The organism is Zobellia uliginosa, assembly GCF_900156625.1.
Classification (GTDB): domain Bacteria; phylum Bacteroidota; class Bacteroidia; order Flavobacteriales; family Flavobacteriaceae; genus Zobellia; species Zobellia uliginosa.
On the sequence record NZ_FTOB01000002.1, the window covers coordinates 777674 to 798377 of the forward strand.

16 protein-coding genes are annotated in these 20704 nt (G+C 43.1%); 12 read left to right on the forward strand and 4 right to left on the reverse strand.

From position 1 onward, the window contains the following. Window positions 1-144 precede the first annotated feature (144 nt). From BW980_RS07755 to BW980_RS07770, 4 genes are all read right to left on the reverse strand, one after another. Complete coding sequence (locus BW980_RS07755) at window positions 145-540, reverse strand: response regulator (RefSeq protein ID WP_076454389.1); 396 nt, start codon at window positions 538-540, stop codon at window positions 145-147. Window positions 541-551: 11 nt separating this feature from the next. Then, window positions 552-4532, reverse strand: a complete 3981-nt coding sequence (locus BW980_RS07760) for a chemotaxis protein CheB (protein WP_076454390.1) — start codon at window positions 4530-4532, stop codon at window positions 552-554. Between the two features lie 184 nt (window positions 4533-4716). Continuing rightward, a complete protein-coding gene (locus tag BW980_RS07765) occupies window positions 4717-5352 on the reverse strand; it encodes a response regulator (protein WP_076454392.1) in 636 nt (211 codons plus the stop codon). Next, on the reverse strand, window positions 5342-7345 hold the full coding sequence (locus BW980_RS07770) for an ATP-binding protein (RefSeq protein ID WP_076454394.1): 2004 nt from the start codon (window positions 7343-7345) through the stop codon (window positions 5342-5344). The genes BW980_RS07765 and BW980_RS07770 overlap by 11 nt, the downstream gene beginning before the upstream one ends. A 254-nt stretch (window positions 7346-7599) precedes the next feature. Between BW980_RS07770 and BW980_RS07780 the strand changes: the two genes are divergently transcribed. The 12 genes from BW980_RS07780 (at window position 7600) to BW980_RS07835 (ending at window position 20704) form a co-directional block, all read left to right on the forward strand. Next, complete coding sequence (locus BW980_RS07780) at window positions 7600-8022, forward strand: hypothetical protein (RefSeq protein WP_076454398.1); 423 nt, start codon at window positions 7600-7602, stop codon at window positions 8020-8022. A gap of 6 nt (window positions 8023-8028) precedes the next feature. Next, window positions 8029-8811 carry a hypothetical protein gene (locus BW980_RS07785; RefSeq protein WP_139327630.1) on the forward strand — a complete coding sequence of 261 codons (783 nt, stop codon included), beginning with the start codon at window positions 8029-8031 and terminating at the stop codon, window positions 8809-8811. A 128-nt stretch (window positions 8812-8939) separates the two neighbouring features. Beyond that, a complete protein-coding gene (locus BW980_RS07790; protein WP_076454402.1) occupies window positions 8940-10226 on the forward strand; it encodes a PQQ-binding-like beta-propeller repeat protein in 1287 nt (428 codons plus the stop codon). 158 nt (window positions 10227-10384) lie between these two features. Next, a complete protein-coding gene (locus BW980_RS07795; protein ID WP_076454405.1) occupies window positions 10385-11674 on the forward strand; it encodes a PQQ-like beta-propeller repeat protein in 1290 nt (429 codons plus the stop codon). A 209-nt stretch (window positions 11675-11883) separates the two neighbouring features. Continuing rightward, on the forward strand, window positions 11884-12465 hold the full coding sequence (locus BW980_RS07800; protein ID WP_076454407.1) for an outer membrane beta-barrel protein: 582 nt from the start codon (window positions 11884-11886) through the stop codon (window positions 12463-12465). Window positions 12466-12787: 322 nt separating this feature from the next. Beyond that, on the forward strand, window positions 12788-13216 hold the full coding sequence (locus BW980_RS07805) for a hypothetical protein (protein WP_076454409.1): 429 nt from the start codon (window positions 12788-12790) through the stop codon (window positions 13214-13216). 172 nt (window positions 13217-13388) lie between these two features. Beyond that, window positions 13389-13877 carry a YybH family protein gene (locus BW980_RS07810; RefSeq protein WP_139327631.1) on the forward strand — a complete coding sequence of 163 codons (489 nt, stop codon included), beginning with the start codon at window positions 13389-13391 and terminating at the stop codon, window positions 13875-13877. Window positions 13878-13904: 27 nt separating this feature from the next. After that, on the forward strand, window positions 13905-14369 hold the full coding sequence (locus BW980_RS07815) for a hypothetical protein (protein WP_076454412.1): 465 nt from the start codon (window positions 13905-13907) through the stop codon (window positions 14367-14369). 18 nt (window positions 14370-14387) lie between these two features. After that, window positions 14388-14741: a tellurite resistance TerB family protein gene (locus BW980_RS07820; protein WP_076454414.1), complete on the forward strand. Its 354-nt coding sequence runs from the start codon at window positions 14388-14390 to the stop codon at window positions 14739-14741. A 475-nt stretch (window positions 14742-15216) separates the two neighbouring features. Beyond that, complete coding sequence (locus BW980_RS07825) at window positions 15217-15780, forward strand: sigma-70 family RNA polymerase sigma factor (protein ID WP_076454416.1); 564 nt, start codon at window positions 15217-15219, stop codon at window positions 15778-15780. A gap of 114 nt (window positions 15781-15894) precedes the next feature. Then, entirely contained in the window at window positions 15895-17055 is a 1161-nt protein-coding gene (locus BW980_RS07830; protein WP_076454418.1) for a FecR family protein, read from the forward strand. A 166-nt stretch (window positions 17056-17221) separates the two neighbouring features. Beyond that, window positions 17222-20704: a TonB-dependent receptor gene (locus tag BW980_RS07835; protein WP_076454420.1), complete on the forward strand. Its 3483-nt coding sequence runs from the start codon at window positions 17222-17224 to the stop codon at window positions 20702-20704.

The following is a 20704-nucleotide window of genomic DNA, read 5'->3' on the forward strand; positions in this document are numbered from 1 at the left end:
AATAACGGCCTTATAGAAAAGCAAGACCTCTTCGGTAGGGGCTGCCGTAAGCAGAAAAGGGGAGGGTAGGACAAGACCTAAGGGTTTAGGGTAAGACTAGGCCATGATGCGGCGGATATATAAAAGAACAAAAGTGAAGGCAGTCTAGAAGGAAAGGTCGAAGTGCTCGTTCATTATTCCCCTAATAGCGTCTTCGTTTAAAGGCTTGTACATCATATCCTTGATTTCCCTGTACTTTGACATTTTTTCGGCATCGCTCGGTATTATGGAAGTAGTCAATAAGATTACCCGTGTATTGATCTTTAATTTTGGGTCTAGTTCGCTATATAGGTCCATAAATTCCCATGCATCCATTGTGGGCATATTGATGTCGATAAATATGAGCTCGGGAAAGGCCTCCGCAGTACTGAGATAGTCAATGGCTTTTTGCCCCATAGTAAAAGCCAAGATGTTTTCTGCACAATTAACACGTCTCAGGTAAGTTTCATGAATGAAGTTTGTAGCGTTGTTATCGTCTACAAGTACGATGGTTTTAATCATAGTAACGAAAATTATAGATTTAAGTTAAAGTGAAAGGTACTTCCCTTTCCCATTTCCGATTCCACCCAAATTTTCCCGTTATGTAGCTCTATAATCTTTTTGCAGTGGGCCAGCCCTATTCCGGTACCTTCGTAATCTTCTTGGTTGTGCAATCTCTTGAATACTTGAAAAATATGTTCTTGGTTTTTTTTGTCTATTCCTATTCCATTGTCCTTTATATAAATATGTTGTCCCTTTTCACAAGGCAGGGTACCTATTTCTATTACGGGACTATCGTTTTTGTTTACAAATTTGATGGAATTACCTATGAGGTTAAGGAAAAGGGAATGTAGCTCGACCTTATGTCCGGTTATGGTCGGTAGTTCCTTAAGAACAATTTTTGTATTTGTGGATTCGATACGTTTACGGAGGTCTTTCTGTACATTTTCTATCACTTCCTTTATATCAACGACTCCTTTTTCGGTGTTGCTTCCTATTTTTGAATAGGCCAAGATTACCCTTACCAATTCTCCCATTCTAGAGGAGGCCTCTTCTATAAACTCGAGATAAGTGTTGGCCCTAGTGTCGAGAAGGGTATTGTACTCATCTTTGAACAGTGCCACAAAATCGCGTATGGTACGCAAAGGTTCCTGCAGGTCGTGGCTGGCAACATAAGCAAAACGTTCTAGCTCCTTATTGCTTCTTGACAGTTGCTTTAACTGGGTTATGTTGATATGGCTACCCACCATTCTCAAGGGTTCGCCGTTGTCGCCCCATTCTATGACCAAGCCCTTGCACCATACCCATACAATGCTGCCGTTTTTGTGGAAGTATCTGATTTCATTGTCGTAAGGTATTTCCCCCTTGCTTTTTACATGGGCATCGAATTTTTCGAGTACACCGGGCAAGTCATCAGGGTGCATGATTTTCTGCCATGATTCTGGGGAGTCCTCCATTTCGTCTTCCTCATAACCGAACATTTTTTTAAAGGTAGGACTTAGGTATTCGGTGTTTTCGGCAATGTTCCAGTCCCAAAAACCGGCCATGGTGATTTCCAAAACCTGTTCAAAGACCATGTTTCTGTCGAACAGGTCCTGTTCCAGTTTGGGCAACTTTTTCAACATGGAAACATCGGTCGTGGTCCCTATCATTCTCTTAGGCTGTCCGTCTTCCGTCCACTCCATAAGCTTACCTCTCACTAGCAAGGTAACATAATGGCCCAATTTATGTTTGTATCTTGTTTCCACTGCATAAGGTACCTTGCCTTGAGATTCGATATGTTTTTGCATGGCCTCCCTTTGAGCTTGTAAATCTTCAGGATGGGCCAAAGTGCTCCAAAACTTGATAGTTTCTTCGATTTCATCCTCCCTATAACCCAAAACCTCGGAGATTGAACGACTTACGTAATAAGAGTTGTCGGGTATATTCAAGTCCCAAAAGCTATCGGTGGTTTGCTCAATGGCAAGTTGTTGGTTTTTCAGTCGTTGCTCTGCAGATTTAAGCTTGTTGATGTCAATATAGCTTAAGGTGGCACCGGCCACATTTCCGGTACCATCGTGAAAAGGCACTATTTTTTGTAAGAACCACCGACCCTTCACATCTTTTACTTCATCTTGTTTAGCGATATTGTTGATCATTACAGACTTAATATCGGAAATGAACCTTTTATAGTTGTTCTTGTGAAAGGAACTGGCAAAATGTTCCAAGGGCCTATTAATGTCATTTTCTAACAGATTAAAGTGTTGGGCTACGCTAGGGGTAAATTTTCGTATCCTTAGTTCCTTGTCTAAAAATACGGTGCCAATATCCGTACTCTTGAAAAGATTGTCCAAATCTGAATTGAGGAGGGCAAGCTCCTCTATTTTCTCCTGAAGCTCGGTATTTACCGTATGTAACTCTTCATTGACACTTTGCAATTCTTCATTGGTGCTTTGTAATTCTTCGTTGGAAGCCAAAAGTTCTTCATTGGTAGCCTGCAGCTCTTCATTGCTGGTCTCTACCTCTTCGATCATATTTTTCAGGCTTTCCCTGGTCTCCTTTAATTCGGACTCTAGTTCGCGCTCCCTTATATTTTTCGGGGTAATATTTGTCTCTTCGAGCACTGCGACGTGTGAAGATTGAAGGTCGACCGGTTTAATGATCACCAAAAAGTTAGGCGGGTTGCTGTTTAAGGGGTTTTGGAAGGAAGCAACATGCATATTGGCCATAACAGGCTTTTTACCCGTTGAAAAATTAAGATTTTCATGTCTTAGTTTTTGGGTTGTACCCCCAACTTTTCTTAAAGAATAACTCAATACCGTAGCAACACTCTCGGGCACCATTTTTAAGAGGTTCATACTAAAGCCTTTGTTGGGCAGGCTTATGTAGTTGTTCAATTCGCCAAAGGCGTCAATAATATTGAAATTACCATCGATTACGATGGCAGCTAACTGCAGATTATCGGTTATCGCTTCTACTATAAGTTGTCTCGTATTTCGTTCGTAACTTAAAGGTTTGTGGCCGAATGAACTGCGTTGTGCACTACTTGAATTGTAGGGTTGAAGGCCTAAGATTTTGGCCGGGCGTATGTTCCTATATATTTTTTGTTTTCGATGTAACTCCTCAAAAGCATTTTTCTGCCGCCCCAATGATTCACTGCTGCCCAATACCAGAATACCGTTCATGTTTAAGGAGTAGTGCAATACATCGAGCACCCTGTTTTGGGCCGCCGGTTGTAAATAAATGAGCATATTTCGGCAAAAGGTAATATCCATCTTGTTAAAAGGAGGGTCCTTTAGCACATTGTGCTTACTAAAGATGACCATACGCCTGATGTTTTCGTTGATATGGTAGTTATCGCCTTTTTTTGTAAAATTTGTAAGCAAACGCCTTTCCGAGATATTGGAAACCGCACTTTCATTATAGACCCCTTTGGATCCGTCATCTAGGTGATTTTTCTCTATATCGGTGGCGAAAATTTTGACTAGGTTTTTCTTATTTTGTTTGATTAGGGCCTCGTTGATAAGAATGGCCAAAGAATAGGCTTCCTCTCCGCTACTAACCCCAACACACCAACATTTTATGGTTGCATCTTTCTTTTTGTCGGAAACTAATTTAGGGATGGTTTCATTTACCAAAATATCCCAAACCGTATCATCCCTAAAAAAACTGGTCACCCCGACCAAAAATTCCCTTACCAAAAAGTGGGCTTCCTCGGGTTTTTCAAAAAGGTAGTCTTTATACTCCTGAAGGGAATCAAGACGTTTGATACCAATTCTACGGGCAATCATTCGAATAAGAGTGGGTCTCTTGTAATATTCAAAATCTAGTTTGGTCTGACTGTTTACAAAGGTCAAGACTTTGACAAGGGTCTCCTCGTCCTTTAAAATATTTTCTTCGAGCGATCCGTATACGGCAGGGTGCTGTACGAAGCGTTGGAGTTCTTCTCCCATTTGCTCCGTAGATAAAACGTAGTCTACTAGATGGGTGTTAATGGCATTTTGAGGCATGCTATTGAATTCTGCCTGTTCGGGGTCTTGTACCATTACCATTCCACCGTATTCCTTAATGTCCCTAGCACCGGATGTACCATCGCTACCCGTTCCGCTGAGAATGATCGCTATGGCTTTATTGGTCTTTTCCCTTGCCAAAGATTTGAAAAATAAATCGATGGGCAGGTTCAAGGTTCTATCCGTGGGCTTGTCCTCCAAGAGGAGGTGTCCATCCTTGACGAAAATGTTCTTCTTTGGAGTTAAAAGATAAATCCGACCAGGTTCGACCTTTGTTTTCTTCTTGACCTCAATTATGGGCATGTCCGTGTTTTTGGACAAGAGTTCCCGCATAAGACTTTTGTAGTCTGGACTCAGGTGTTGAACAACAACAAAGCTATGGGCAAATTTGGCGGGTAGATGCTCAAAAAAGGATTTTAAAGCCTCCAATCCTCCTGCACTTGCTCCTACACCTATTATTGAAAACTCGTTTTTGTAAGTGTTAATTTGCTGTATTTCAGCGTCTGAGGAGGTCAATTTGGTCATGTAAAGATGGTTTTCTTCCTAATAAAAGTAATGAAAATCTTACGGATTTGAAATGGAATAAATATAATTTTATCAAATATTATGGGTACTACCATAGAAGTCTAGGTTCGACTATAGTTTTTTTTGGCCCCTATCTTCAGCTTTACTCTTATATTTTCCTTTTTAAGGGCCTTTCCCCTTGCTTTTATATCAATTGTTTCTCTACGGCCACTTTGATCAGGGAGGCAGCGTTGGAAACCTCTAATTTCTGCATCAGGTTTCGTCGGTGTGTCTCTACCGTAAGGGGACTGATAAACAGCTCTTCAGCTATGGTATTGGTGGTCTTGCCATCGGCGATCAAGGTGAGAATGTGTTTTTCCCTTCGGGTCAATCTGGGTAAATCGTTGTGTTCTTGTGCGACCGAATCGGCAAGTATCTTTTGCACCTCGCTCCCAAAGTAAAAATGGCCTTGGTGTACTTGCGAAATGGCATTGACCAGCTCGTCGGCCGTGGCGTTCTTGAGTAGGTATCCCTTGACCCCGTTTTTGATCATTTGGTTGATAATGCTCGGCTCGCTGTAGGTGCTCAGCCCGATAATACCGATATTCGCCCTTATATTTAGGATTTTGCTCACCATTTCCACCCCATTGATATCGGGCAGGTTTACATCGAGTAAAACAACATTGACGGTGTCTTTCGCTAAAAACGTAAGCGTATCGGTACCGTTCATAAAATGGGTCTTGACGGTAACCCGGTCGTCATCGCTCAATAGGGTTTTAAGACCCTCGATTACCATGGGGTGGTCATCTACTATTAAAATTTGTATAGGTTTATGCTGCATCTACGGTAATTTGTACATTAACGGTGGTACCCTCGTTTTCTTCGGAATGGAATTCCAAGTCACCCTTTAGGTAGGCGACCCTGGTCCTAAGGTTGGAGATGCCCATACCACCTTCCTTTTCTTCAAAATCGGTTTTATTTAAGCCTATGCCGTTATCCTCAACGGTAATATCGACCCTATTGCCGTCCCTCATATATTGCACGAGTACTTCCGTAGCCTTGGCGTGTTTGACGGCATTATTGATCAATTCTTGAATAACCCGGTACATGGTAACCTGTTGGTTGAGGCTGATGCCCTTTTCGGTGCCGTAAAACTGCAGGGTAACCTTGGTACCATTACCGGTCATGCTACTGCAATAGTCTTTTAAGGCGGCCTGAAGACCGAACTTCACTAAGGTTTCCGGCATCATGTTACGGGCAATGGAACGCAATTCGGTCAGGGCGTCATTCAGGTCCTTTGTTACCTTTTGCAGTTGGGCCTTGGGGTATTCCTTGGGCTCGTCTTTGTTCAGCTTTGAGAGGTTGAGGCTAATGCCCGAAAGCCTTCCGCCCAAGCCGTCGTGAAGGTCTATGGCCAGCCTTTTTCGTTCTTTTTCCTGGCCCTCTATCATCGCCGAGAATATCTTGTTCTGTTGCTCTTGTTTTAGAAGGGAAACCTCGGCCTCGCGCTGTTCCTCTTGTTTACGGGCCCTTCTAAGTTTTTGGTTATACGCGTAAAAGCCAATGAACAATAACAGGGAAAGAATACTGGCCACGGCACCGAGCATAAAGGTTTGCGATCTCTTTCTTTCAAGGGCAAGGGCCGCCTCGTTTTTTTCGTTTTTGAGGGCTAGTATTTCCTTTTCCTTGGTTGCGGTCTTGTACTGTATTTCAAGTTGTTGCATATCATTGCCCAATTGCCTCACCCGAATGCTGTCTACGGCTATTACAAAATCCCTTAGGTAGTGGTATGCTTCCTTGTAATTGTCAAGTTCGGCCTCATATTTGGCAAGCATAAAATAAGACCCTACTTTGTCGGAAGGGGAGTGTTCGCTATCGGTAAAGTTGATGTACTTTAAAGTGTAGGCTTTCGCTTTTTCAAAATCGCCTATTTTGTCATAAGTTTTGGCATACCTTTGGTACAGTAGTTTTAAATGCGGATGCGATTTTTTGCCTTGATAAAACTCATAGGATGTATTTAGGGCCTCCAAGGCCTTGTCGTACTGGCCGGAGCGTCCATAATAGTTTCCCAACTCTGCATAATAGGAACCTCGGTAGTAAGAATTCGGAATCTTGTCCAAGTTCTTTTTCGCTATATCGAGCAACGTTTTCATTTGCGCCAGGGAATCCATGGCCGATAAGCAGATGGCAAAAGACAGACTGTGATATAATAGGTCCTCGGGGGTGCCTATTTCCTGAAACTGTTTTTGGCTGATCTTGAACATTTCGTAAGACTTGTCCAACAACGATAGACCGTTGTATTTTATGGCCAAATTGGTATTACCGTTGGCCACAAACAATTTGTCGCCCATTTGCTGGGCAATGGGTATTGTTTTTGCGGCATATTCAATTTCTTTGGCAACATCACCTTCATAACCGTAGGCCACCCCTAAATTATAATAGCCCCGCAACCATATTTTCATATTGGCGGGAGAAGAATCCTTGGCCACGAGCTTATCGGCCAAACGGTTTCCGACCTCAAAATACTTTTTGGCATTTTCAACGTCGAAATAATCCAAATAACCACCGGCCAGATTGATATTGGCATCGGCCATACCTCTTAAATAATTGATTTTTTCACTTAGGGCGATGGCCTTAAACCCGTTTTTAAAGCATTTTAAGGAATCTACACCTCCATAGCTTCGCGCCAGTTCACTAAGGACAAGTACACGGGTGGTATCGTGCTCCGCCATTTTAAGTGCATTTTCCAGACTATCGATTCGCGTTTCACGTCCCGTTTGCGACCTCCCGAAAAACGATAGGAGAAGAATGAAAACAAATACAGCTGCACGCATTTAGTCCGATGGTTTTTTTAGTTATCAAAAGCCAAGATACCATATCTATACCGCACCATAAACACCCTATAATCAATATACCGGAAAACCAGTAGAAAAAAATACAACGAAGGTGGTATTTCATGGGCGGGCTTTTCAAAATACCTTGCCATCAACAAACCCGTATGGGCCCAAATTATCGGGCCATAGGCATAGAAGTCAATGACAACGGTGTCTCGCGAAGGTACCTTCAAAGAACGAATATATAATAACTAATGAAACGGACCCTAGTATTTTCTATTTTACTTTTCTTGGCCCTACTTAGATGTAAATCTCCGCAGTACTCTTTTGACGAGCTTCCCAACAAGCAACTGGTCTTCGGCAAGCGGGGCGGAATGGCAGGAATGGTAGAGACTTATATCCTCCTTGAAAACGGGCAATTGTTTCATCACAATTCCGTAACCGAATTGACCGAAGAACTACAACCCCTGCCCAAAAAGGAGGCCAGTGCCTATTTTATGGGAATCGATGAACTCGGCCTTTCGGAAATCGATTTCTACCATCCTGGCAATAGCTATTATTTTTTGGAGGAAGTCAAGGAAAACCAAAGGCACAGGATCGTATGGGGATCCAAAGACCACAAACTTTCCAAAGACTGCTTGGAATTTTACCGGGAATTGAACAGCCACATTAAATAACCGACCATGAAAAATAGATCTTATCTACCCATCTTTATTCTTGTCCTATTGATGGCCCCTTCATTAAGGGCACAAGATACCTTTGACTATTTCAATGAGATCGAAGACGAATACAACATCATCACCGCGAACATCAACCCGGGGAAGTTGGTGGCCCCCTTCGCCACATCGGCCAGGGCCACGGTTACCTTACCGGCCAAGGGGGAATCGTGTATCGGCAGCCAAAACGGGCGTATCGATATTTCAGCAAACAGTAACCATAACTATACAGCTACACTAGCCGGAAACGGGGTGAGTGAAACCCAAAGTTTTACAAGCTCCGTTTCTTTTTCAAACTTAAAAAGCGGTTTGTATTCGGAGTGCGCGGAAGGCGCCCTTGTCGACGACCTGCAGAGTGCCGTTACCTTTCAATGGGAAGCCTCGGAAAGCGCCGATTATTACGAGGTGAACCTAAAAAATCTAATCGATGGAAGTACGCAGCTAACCGAGTCCGGCCATAACGAATCGACCATTACCCTTGCGAGCAATACCCCCTATGAATGGTTTGTGGTCAGCAAAAGTAAGGCCTCCGATACGGGCCTTAAAAGCGCCACATGGAAATTTTACAATGCCGGTGGCGGGGTGGTAAACTATGCACCGTTTCCTGCCGAGGCCTTGTATCCCAAAAGGGGAGGAAGCATTCCCGCTACTACCAAGTTAAGCCTTCAATGGCAGGCCTCGGACGTTGATGGCGATATAGAAGACTTTGAAGTGTTTTTGGCACGGAAACGCTTCCGTCCGCGGCCATAGGCACTACCGAAGCGGACACGATCGAGGTCAAGGTGACTTCGGGAAAAAGCAATTATTGGCAGGTAAAGACCAAGGATGGCGAAGGGAATACATCACAATCGGAAGTATTTAATTTTAAAGTGCAGTAAATGAAAAAGCAATTTTTGTCAAGAACGATTTTTTGGGGTATCATGCTTGTTTTTGTGGCGGGCTGTACCACGGATGACGGGGTGGAACTCAATGAAAATGGGGAAGTAATCGATCCGGAAAAAGGCGGGCAGATCGTATCGGGAGACCCGTCACTCAATGATTTTGTTATCGCGGCCAAAGACGAAACCATTTATACGGTCGATGCCCAGACCGGCGAAGAAACCGTGATTTATGCCTTTCCGGACCTTACGGATTTTGTAGGACCAGCGGATTATAACAAGGGTACTATTTACGTAACATCCGATGATAATTCAATAAATGCGCTAAGCGTAGCCGATAGGCGTTTTTTATGGGACCGGTACATGCTGGAATTTAATTTTGGCAGTATGGGGACGACCCGGCCCATATGCATTGATGGGGTCTGTTATGCCTCAGGGGGATCAGGGGTGGTAGTTGCCGTAGATGAGGTCACCGGAACTTTAAAATGGTACTATACCACCGATCCCAATGGGAAATTGGACAATGTTTTGAACGTTAACAGAACTCCTGTCGTTTATGGGGATAAGGTCTATGTATTTTCAAATAAGGGCTATTATTCCAATGTGCCCGCCTACCTCCATATTCTGGATAAGGAAACAGGACGCCTTGTACAAAAGCAAAAACTACCCTACGAACCATCGGGAGTCCCCGTATTTATGGAAAATACCATGTACTTACCGGCTAAAAATCTCTATGTAATCGATTTGGATACCTTGAACACCCTTTGGATGTTCGAAGTCAACGGTGTTGGAACCCCGTTTGTTTCGGGCGATAAATTGGTCGTAAGTGCCATACCGTACGGGCAGAGTATCGGTTCGGTGCTGTATTGTTTGGATAAAAACACCAAAAGTATTCTTTGGGAGGTAGAAACCGGTGCGAACAGTCTTTGGGCGCCCTTGATCGTAGGGAACGTGGTCTTTAGTAATTACGATAAAGGCACAAGTTTTCCGGGCGCCACCAATGCAAATCCTTTTGCCCTAGACCTGAGAAACGGGGAAGAATTATGGAAAAACGAAGATGTAAGTGTAGATTTTAGTCCCGTATATGCCAACGGTATGTTGTTCACCCATGGCCATGATATTTTAAGGAACAATAACGATCAAAACAGTGTGGGATTGTTGGCCATGGATGCCAATACCGGTGAGGTCTTATGGCTCAACTCCTTGTTTCGGTTTGGCTCCCATATCGTGCCTTTGGTCGTAGCCGATAATGGGGTTTTCGGACCTTCTTATTATCGCGGAAAATAGAAGGGGCATAAGTGTTGGTTTGTTGTTTTGGGGCCTGTAGTGAAAAATAGGGCGAAGGCGATGTGGTTTCCGAACTAACCTATTTATTGGTAGGTAAAGACCAAGGACGGCAAGGGCAATACATCACAATCGGAAGTGTTTAATTTTAAATGCAGTAAATGAAAAAGCAATTTTTGTCAAAAACGGTCTTCTGGGCCATCACGCTTGTTTTTGTGGCGGGCTGTACCACGGATGACGGGGTGGAACTCAATGAAAATGGGGAAGTAATCGATCCCGGAACAGGCGGACAGATCGTATCGGGAAATCCGGGGCTGAACGATTTTATAATAGCTTCGCAAGAGGAAATTATGTATACGGTCGATGCCCAAACAGGCCAGGAAACGGCCATCTATACCTTTCCTGACGGAATCGATTTTGTGCAATTGCCCGATTATAGCAATGGAAAGATCTTTGTAACGGCCGATGACAACTCTATAAACGCATTGGACGTGGCGGACAAAAGTTTTTTGTGGGACCAGTACATGCTCGAATACAACTACAGCAATGTAGGCGCCACATCGACCGTCTGTAATGATGGGGTCTGCTATGCCTCGGGGCACAGCGGCGTGGTCGTGGCGGTCGATGAAAGCTCCGGAAAACTAAAGTGGTATTATTCTACCGACCCGGAAGGGGACTTGGACAATGTGCTGAACGAAAACCGGACGCCCATCGTTTATGGCGATAAGGTCTATGTGTTTTCCGATGAGGGCTTTTACGGAGACCGTCCACCCTCCCTTCACATTTTGGACAAGGAAACGGGAGTTCCCGTTAAAAAACTCGAATTACCGTATGAGGTAACCGGAACCCCCTTGTTTGTAGGTAACACGATGTACATGCCGGCCAAAAACCTTTACTTCGTCGATTTGGAGACCTTTGCCATCAATTGGAAATTGGAGGCGGACGGTATGGGTACACCTGTCATTTCCGGCGATAAACTGGTAGTAAATGTCTTGGTGGAGGAAGGTATTCGGTCTGCCCTATATTGTTTAGACCTGGAGACCAAGAATATTATTTGGCAGATCGATACCGGTGTCAACACCCTGTGGAGCCCCTTGATCGTAGAGAACGTGGTCTATACCAATTACGATAAGGGAGCCCTACGACCGGAGTACAACAATGGTAAGCCCATTGCCCTAGATCTGCAAACAGGGGAGCAACTATGGTTTAACGAAGACCTTAGCCTAGATTTCAGCCTCGTATATGCCAACGGAATTTTGTTTGGTTATGGCCACGATATTTTACGTACCGAAAATGACGAGGACAGTGTGGGCCTGTTGGCCATTGATGCCAATACCGGTGAGGCCTTATGGCTGAACCCCCTCTTTGAGTATGGTTATCATATGCTGCCTTTGGTCGTAGCCGATAACGGGGTCTTCGGCCCATCTTTTTATCGGGGAAAGCAAAATTGATTGTATAAGTCGATGTATTGTTAAGGGTCCGGCTTTATTGAGGTCGGACTTTTTTTGTAAAACCCCAAGCGGTTTCTACAGGAAATCAGGTAGAAAAAAATACAATAAAGGCGGTATTTCACAAAATACGGCCTTCCTATACCTTGCCATCATAAATTAATCGGGGTTTTCGAGAACACGGACATCCACAAAAAACAAAAAACAGAATTATGAAAAAATCGGTAAAAGTACTAATGTTGGCAACAATGGCATTCATCAGTTTTTCTTCAAATGCCCAAATTTTCGGAATCGAGGCCGGGATAGGGCTGAGCAATGCCGTTTCGCCCGATGACTATGTGAATGATTTGTATGGTCGGACTTTGGGCGTTAAGTTGGGAGGAACCATTGAATTTGATGTTACCGATGACCTCTATTTGGGCTCCGGGTTGATGTTTGCCAAAAAGGGGGCATCGACTACGGAAGACAATCTAAATATGTACTACCTTCAATTGCCGTTAAGCGCCCGATACAACATTTTTGAATTGGGTGGTTCGGGGTCTTTCTATGCCGCCTCTGGCTTTTACCTAGCTACGGCACTATCGGCCAAACAAGGGAACACTACCTACAAGATCGGAACGGATGTAAAGGGATTTGATTTTGGTTTGAACGTTGGATTGGGGGTTCTTTTCAACGACCAAATTCAATTGGGCCTGTCTTACGAAGGCGGGTTTTTAGATTTTTCGGGTAATGAAAACAACGTTTTGAAAAATACAGCCCTATTGGTGACCTTCGGGTACAAATTTGGCATGTAGGGTATTCGAAAATAACCTGATCGTTGTAGGATAGGTTCGTTTGTGTCAAAAAGGCGCTGTAGCAATACAGGGCCTTTTTTAATTTTCGTTGGTCACATTGATTTTTAGCGTACACGACACCTCACATTCTGCGGACTACGATATTTTTTATATTTTTCCTATGGAATAGGAACTTGTATTTATGAACGGTTTAGTGTTAATTTAAAGAATGTAAAAATAGAGCCTTCCATTTCGGATAACCATAATCTTTGGCCTGACATAGAATTAGAAAACACCCACAACATCACTACTTGTAACCCCCACGAAAAAAAGATAGATTTTAATGCCCAGTCGTAAAACATTACAGAGCATTTCACATAATTTTGCACGTTCATTTACCAGCTTGGTCAATTATGTGGAGACCGACTATTTTCTCGATCTTTTGTTGAAAAAAATGCGCCAAACCGGGCGAAACCGTCTTGAAGTTGATATTTTAAAAAATGAGATCACACCAAAAGAATTGATTACCACTGAAATTGAAGCTTCCATACGAAGCTGGAACAAATGGTTTCCCGAATTGGTCAAAAGCAATGGCTCGTCCATGGACTTTGTTATATCTGCGAAAATGACCATAACCTTTGATTTAAGTATGGGTAGACCGTATGCGAAGGACTCCCAATATACCGAAAGCCCCTTTTTCTGTGAAATAACGATTATAGACGACAGGGGTAAGGAATACAGGCATGAGCATAAGGATGTTGTTCTTTCTTGAATCCAAAATTTACTACCCAGACCACCACACCCACCCTTATACCTTCTGCCCAGAACAATAAAACACTTACAGGCCTTTCGGTTTAGTTTTTATTTTCTTTATCATATCGCTAATTATCAGTAATTTAACAATGCCAACTGCATTCTGTTATTTACAACTAAAACAAACCATTATGAAAAACTTGCAATTACAATGCTTGCTATTGATCCTAGTCTCCTGTTTTATTATGGGATGTAAAAATGATAAGAAAACAGAGCCTCTGACCAAAACTTCCGACGCTGAGCTAACGGCCCTAATAACCAAACAAGTGGACAGCCTTTACGCGGTCTATGAACGGTTCGGTTACGATTGGATCGAGTTTTATGCCGACAACTACGTAGCTATTTACCCAGATTCGCCCATTCAAAATTTGACCAAAGATTCTTTAATAGCACAGTGGGAACAGATCTATGCCAAATACGATGTGCAGCTCGTCCATCGGGGAAGGCCAACAATTATACCATCGGAAGATATGGCCATATCCTATAACACCTTTAATGAGATTTTCATTAATAAGGAAAGCTTGGATACCATTAAAAATACAGGAACCTACATTGTCAATTGGAAAAGACAACCGGATGATTCTTGGAAGATAGTATTTGAGACCCTGCAAAATCATTAAAAACCACCTTGGCAAAAACAGCGGGGTATGGGGGTTCTTGGCCTTGCCTTTTTGTACCGTTCAAAAAGCGGAAGGTCGCTTTTTAATGCTTCCTATAAAAATTGGAAGCACTTTCGCAGAATTTACTATCTTACCGGAATAAACAAAAACCATTACGCATTTATGCAAGAGAAAATAGCGGTCTTTACATTGGCCGAAAAACTGGCCATGGTACACGTGGTAAATTCCGTTATCTTGGCGGACGGACATGTGCATAATGGGGAAATCAACGCCGTTTCCCAACTGATGCGGCAAATTGATTTTGATAGTAATTTTATCATGCAGGCCCGGAATATTGAAAGTGAACAGGCCCTTTCCATTTTGAGGCAAATGCCCCAGAAAAAAAAGAAAAACCTAGAATCGATTTTAGAGATGACGGCTATTTCCGACGGTTTTAAGCATACTAAGGAAAGCAGCTTAATGGCCTATATCTTTGAATCTATGAACAAGTGAAGCTGATATAAGATCCCTATGAAAACTAAGAATTTAGAAAAAGCACAATTTGAAGCCATTGAAAAGAAAGCGATCTATGTTATGGCCCATGAGGTGGTAATGGCCGATGGAACCGTGCATCCGGGCGAGCTTGAAGCTATGAAACAACTTCAAGAAGATATAGATATGGACCATAATTTAATCAATGAGGCCAAAAATACAACGGTTGACGAAGCATTAGTGTCCCTTCATAGTATGACCTTTCCTAAAAAGAAGGTATTGGCACAGATTCTTGAAAACATGGCGATTTCCGATAAGCACCTACACGAAAAGGAAATGCAGCTGATCATCCAGACCTTTAAGAATATCGGTATTGGCGAGGAGACCGAGTAATCGGTAAACCTTGCTGACCTATAAGGTCACTTGGGCATACGTCCATAGACTTTCTAAAATCCCCTTTCGTTTTAAGGGGAAGGATTTTGCTATGCTTTCTATTAGCATACTACCATGGCGTACGAACCCCGCTTAACGATTCTCCATACGTTTTTTAGTCCGCTTTTGGTTTTACCATAAAGCGGTATAAGTTTCTTTTAGGTAGGGAAATCAATATTTTGACGCTGTTTAAATTATGGTTTTCTTATAAATACCTAAAGATATTTAAGAAAATTACAAACCCGCTTGGGGGATTGGGGCTTGATAGGGATATATCTGGTAAGGGAATACCCTCTGGTTCAAAATTTATGGAAATTTTCTAGGGCGTACAGGCGCATTGTCTTTCTTTTTTTTAGACAAGCTTACCATGTACGCACGCTGTACAGAGGCTATTGTTCTTCTTTACCATTAAGGCTCTTGTGAACGGATGGAATCAATGAAAATAACAGCTAATAGCTCCTTACGGAAACCTGTGGATACCAAAGACGAACATGGTATACGGGTAGAGGTGCAGGTTATTTTCAAGGAATGCTATAGTGAATTCTGTTTGTTGTCTTATAGTTACGTGGCTTGTATGGACCAGGCAAAGGACATTGTTCAAGATGTGTTCGTAAAAATCTTGGTCAAAGATCAGGCAGCCGAAATTTTAAACCTAAAGGCCTATATCTGGAGGGCCGTCAAGAATACAAGCCTGAAACATTTGGAACGTTCCAAAAAATTAGAGCCCTTAAATCAAAATGCCTTGATAATCGCCTCAGAGGAAGAGAAGCCGGATGATGAACTGAGGTTGAAGATGCAAGATGCGCTCGAAAAACTTCCTCCCCAATGCAAGAACGTTTTTGAACTTTGCGTGGTAAAGGGCCAGAAATACAATTCTACTGCCGATTCCTTAGGGATATCGGTGAATACGGTAAAGACCCAAATGAAAAAAGCATATCGCATTTTGCGAAATAATTTGGGAAATGTGCACTACACCCTCTTCTTTTTTTTGGTTTTTTAGTTTTTATTGAAAAAATTTTAAACTTTTTTCAAAATAGCATCACCCTCTTTTACTATTTCTGGGTCATATACCAAAGCGATCAATTTTTAAGTTTGATCGAACGGAATAAAGACTATGGATATAGCCCCGATTATAGTAAAAAAACTAAAGGACAAACTTACCGATGAAGAACGGTTCTATTTTGATGCTTGGATAAATGATTCCGAGGAAAATAGATCCTTGTTTCGCCGCCTTCAAGCTATTGAAAAGAAGGGAGGAAACGTTTCAGAGGTTTTGGAACTCGATATCGAAGCGGATTGGCATCGTATCGTAGCGCGCTCACAAACGCAAAAAAGGAAAAAGCAGCTCCGTTCTTTCCAACGGTTTCCATTGAAATATGCCGCACTGCTTATCGTGGGACTGGCCTTGGGTCTGGGCTACTTGAAATATGGCGCTGATACCGATAGCCCCGTGGTACCGACCGATGCCATTACCTTACAACTGGGCAATGGTGAAGTCAAGGTGATTGCCCCCAACGAGATAAAGTCCATTACCAACAAAAAGGGAAGCGTATTGGTAAAACAGGTAGAAGAACAATTGGACTATTCCATACATAGGGAGGCCACGGAACTTTCGTATAACACCTTAAAAGTGCCCTATGGTAAAAGATTTACACTGATCCTGTCCGATAGTACCATAGTACATCTCAATGCAGGGTCTTCCCTAAAGTATCCCGTTAAATTTATACCGGGGCAAAACCGACAAGTCTTTCTTTCGGGCGAAGGCTATTTCAATGTATACAAAGATAAAAGGCACCCATTTGTTGTAAGTGCCGGAGGAATGGATGTTCAGGTCTTGGGCACCCAGTTCAACATATCGTCTTATAGTTTAGATAGAAAAGTAAGTACCGTTTTGGTGGAGGGGTCGGTAATGCTCTATCCTGCCCAAAAAGGGAACAAGACCGGGGAGGGGACATTATTGCAGCCCGGATATAAGGCCGACTGGGATAAGTTCCATGAACAGATAGATTTTGAGAAAGTCGATACCCATACCTATACCGATTGGGTAAAAGGGGTGTTGGTACTAAAGCGTACTTCCTTTAAACAGATTATAGAAAAGCTACAAAGGCATTATAACGTGACCATAGAGAATAGGTATGAAAAATTAAATGGCCAAGTGTTTACCGCCACTTTTGATGTAGAGACCATAGACGATGTGTTAAATTCCTTTACGCTCGAAACCCCTTTTAAATATCAAATAACAGATAACCATATTACCATTTTCCCACCAAAATAATCACAAAACCAACTAATACCAAGTGCCTATGAAATAACCAAAAAAGAGTGAATTGAACAAAATCGAATAGGTGGATGTCGAACAAAAAAAATCGGAAAATGCGCTAACATTTCCCGACTTACGATAATCAACTATTTAATAGTCAACTAAAAAACTTTACAAAAATATGGAAAAATGTACTGGCATGGGTACCTACAATGCCCATTCGTTAAAATTAAATTTAAGAATGAAACTTTCGGCAATTCTTATAATGCTCTCTATTTTCTCCGTACAGGCTAACGGATACGCGCAAAAAACAAAGATCAGCCTTGACCTGAACGAGGTAGAAATACGCCAGGTCTTTGAGGAAATAGAGTCGAAGACGGATTTCAAATTTCTTTACAATAACCAAAAATTGGATATAAAGAAATTGGTCTCGGTCAAGGTTACCAATCAGCCGGTAGCGAAAATATTGGACATACTCTTTAAGGGAACGCACCTTAATTATGTCATCCTGAAAAAGCAGATCGTAATCAAGGTCGATGCTTCCAAAGCCCAAACAACGCGTGTCGTGCCAGATAAATCGAAGGTAGCCACAGTGGTCCAAAGGCAAGTACAGGGCGTCGTATTAGATGCGAACCAAGAACCGCTTCCAGGGGCGAATATTGTGGAAAAGGGCACTACAAATGGGGTTACGGCCGACTTTGACGGTAATTTTGCCATAAACGTGGCCAATGAAAATGCCATACTGGTAATTTCCTACATAGGCTTCGCGACCAAGGAGGTCAGCCTAATGGGACAGACTTCGGTAAGTGTACAAATGGAGGAAAGTGCCTCGGGTTTGGATGAAGTCGTTGTTGTGGGATACGGAACCAAGCTAAAAGGGGAATTGACAGGTTCGGTGTCGAAAGTAGGCGATAAAATATTTGAAGACCGTCCGGTAATCAACACCTTGGATGCCATGCAAGGGGCCATGCCAGGGGTTACCGTGACCCGAAGTAGCGGGCAACCGGGGCGTGAAGGCTACTCCATTAATATTCGGGGTGCCTCGTCCATAGCGGGTAGTAGTCCTTTGATCTTGATCGATGGAATTCCCGGAGATCTCAACACCATAAACCCTAATGATATTGCAAATGTTACCGTTCTAAAAGATGCGGCAGCTTCGATATACGGTGCGCGCGCGGCCGATGGGGTGGTGATGGTGACCACGAAAAAGGGAAAGAAAGGGCGCTTGTCGGTTAATTACTCCTATAACTATGGGGTCAATATTCCAACCTACATAAGCGAAATGACCAACACCTTGCAAATGGCGGAAATGTACGATGAGGGAATGCGCAACATCGGGCAGCCCGGGGTGACCGAAGAAGTGTTCGATAAAATCAGAAACAACGCCGCGCCCGAACCGGGCAATGGGTGGATGAAGTATTTGGAAAACTATCCAGGTTTTTACGGCTCCCACGATTGGTTGAAGGATATCTACGGAACCGGAACCCAAAGCATGCACAACCTATCGATTTCAGGTGGGGAAGAGAATCATGATTACCTGATTTCGGCAGGCTATAAATCGAACAATGGCGTCATCACCCATGGCGTATCAAAATCGGACCTGTACAACCTCAGGGTGAATTTCGGCTTCAATCTTTTTAAGAACAAGCTAAAGGTGAACCTACGTACGGCATTCGACAACAATGTGGTAAAGGAACCATCGGCCTTGGGAAGCGCCATAGAGAGTGCACACCTAATGTGGAGCTATGCCCCTACATATACACCCGATGGCCAGTTTTACTGGTATCAAAACTATCAGAATCCGGTACAATTATTAGAGGAAAACGGAGAGAAAAGCTCAGACCTAAAGAAATTTCAGACCAACTTAAAGGCCGACCTTAGTATTACCGATGATTTAAAGCTGGTAACCCAAGTAGGGGTGAATTTCGAATTATACGATTCCAATGCTTCTAACCGTACCTTCGACCTGATCAATTGGGACGACGAAACCTTCGGTACGCGAAACAACCCGAATTCCGCGACCTATTTCAATTCTAAAAATACCTATGGTTCATATACGGTATACTTAGATTACAATAAAACCCTGTTCGACAAGCATCGTATTAATTTGATGGGAGGTGTCTCGCACGAGCAGAACGAATATGAAAGCCAAAGTATAACGGGCTATAACTTTAAGTCGAACGACATATTTACCCTAAACTTGGCCGATAGGACCGATGTCGCCTTTATGGATTATACGGGGTCGTTGACCGATTGGGCGTTGAACTCCTATTTCGGAAGGTTCAGTTATTCGTACAACCGTAAATTCTTTGTCGATGTAACCACAAGAATAGACGGAAGTTCAAAATTTGCGGCCAGCGAAAGATGGAGTGCCTTGTTTCCCGCCGTATCTGCCTCATATAATTTGGGAGAGGAGAATTTTATAAGGAATTCGAATACGGTCAACGATTTAAAATTGAGGGCCTCTTGGGGGCAATCGGGAAACCAAAACCTAAGTTTCGGTAACTACGATTATATTCCCCTTATTACGGTATCGGGGAACTATCCACTGGGCTCGCCCAATGTTGGTTTGCCAGGTGCGGTGGCCAGTATAGCCTCCGAATCGCGTACATGGGAGACGATAGAGACTTCCAATATCGGTGTCGATTTTGCCTTGTTTGATTCAAGGTTGGCCGGTAGTTTCGATTATTTCGTAAAGAAGAACAGCGATATGTTGGTCAATGTAACCTTGCCGGCAACCCTTGGTGGTACGGCCCCTACATTGAACATCGGTGATTTGGAAACCAAGGGATGGGATTTCTCCATAGGTTGGGGCGATACCAAGGGCGACTTTAAGTATTCCATTTCCGCCAACGTGAGTGATGCCAAAAACAAACTGACCAAACTGGAAGGAAACGATTCCTATGCCGAAGGATTGGTGTCCACAAGACAAGGCTACCCCATAAATTCGTATTTCGGATTTGAATCCAATGGCTTTATTCAAAATCAACAGCAGTTGGACGAATACAAAAAATTGGAAAACGTTCCTCAGAATATCGGTATTGGCGATGCCATGTACAATGATTTGGACGGTGACGGAAAAATTACGGCATTCGGCAACCCCGAAGCGGGTACCACGGGCGATATGAAGTATTTAGGAAATACCAACCCTAGGTATACGTATTCTTCGAACATCAGTTTATCGTACAAGAACTTTGACTTTAGCATGCTCTTTCAGGGAGTGGGCAAGAGGGTCGGTATTAGGGAAGGCGTACCTAGCATGCCCTTGTACTACGTATGGCACCCTTCCATAAGCTACTTTCACGGAAAAACATGGACGCCCGAAAGAACCGATGCCGAATTTCCTAGAATTATCCCCGGTGGTGTAGGATGGGATGAACTAAGGGACTGGAACTACAAATATTCCGATCGGGTGGTAAACAAGCTTTCCTACCTAAGGGTCAAGTCCTTGGTGCTTGCCTTTAACCTACCGGAATCGATTTGTGAATCATTGCGATTGGAGAGCTTTAGACTTTATACAAGTGCCGATGACCTTTTTACTTTTAGTAAGGGCACATGGGGCAATTCTTATGATCCCGAAAGTTTGTTCGCGGGTAGAAACAAGACGTACCAGAATTACCCATTTACCAAAACCATTTCACTGGGCGTTGACCTGAAATTTTAA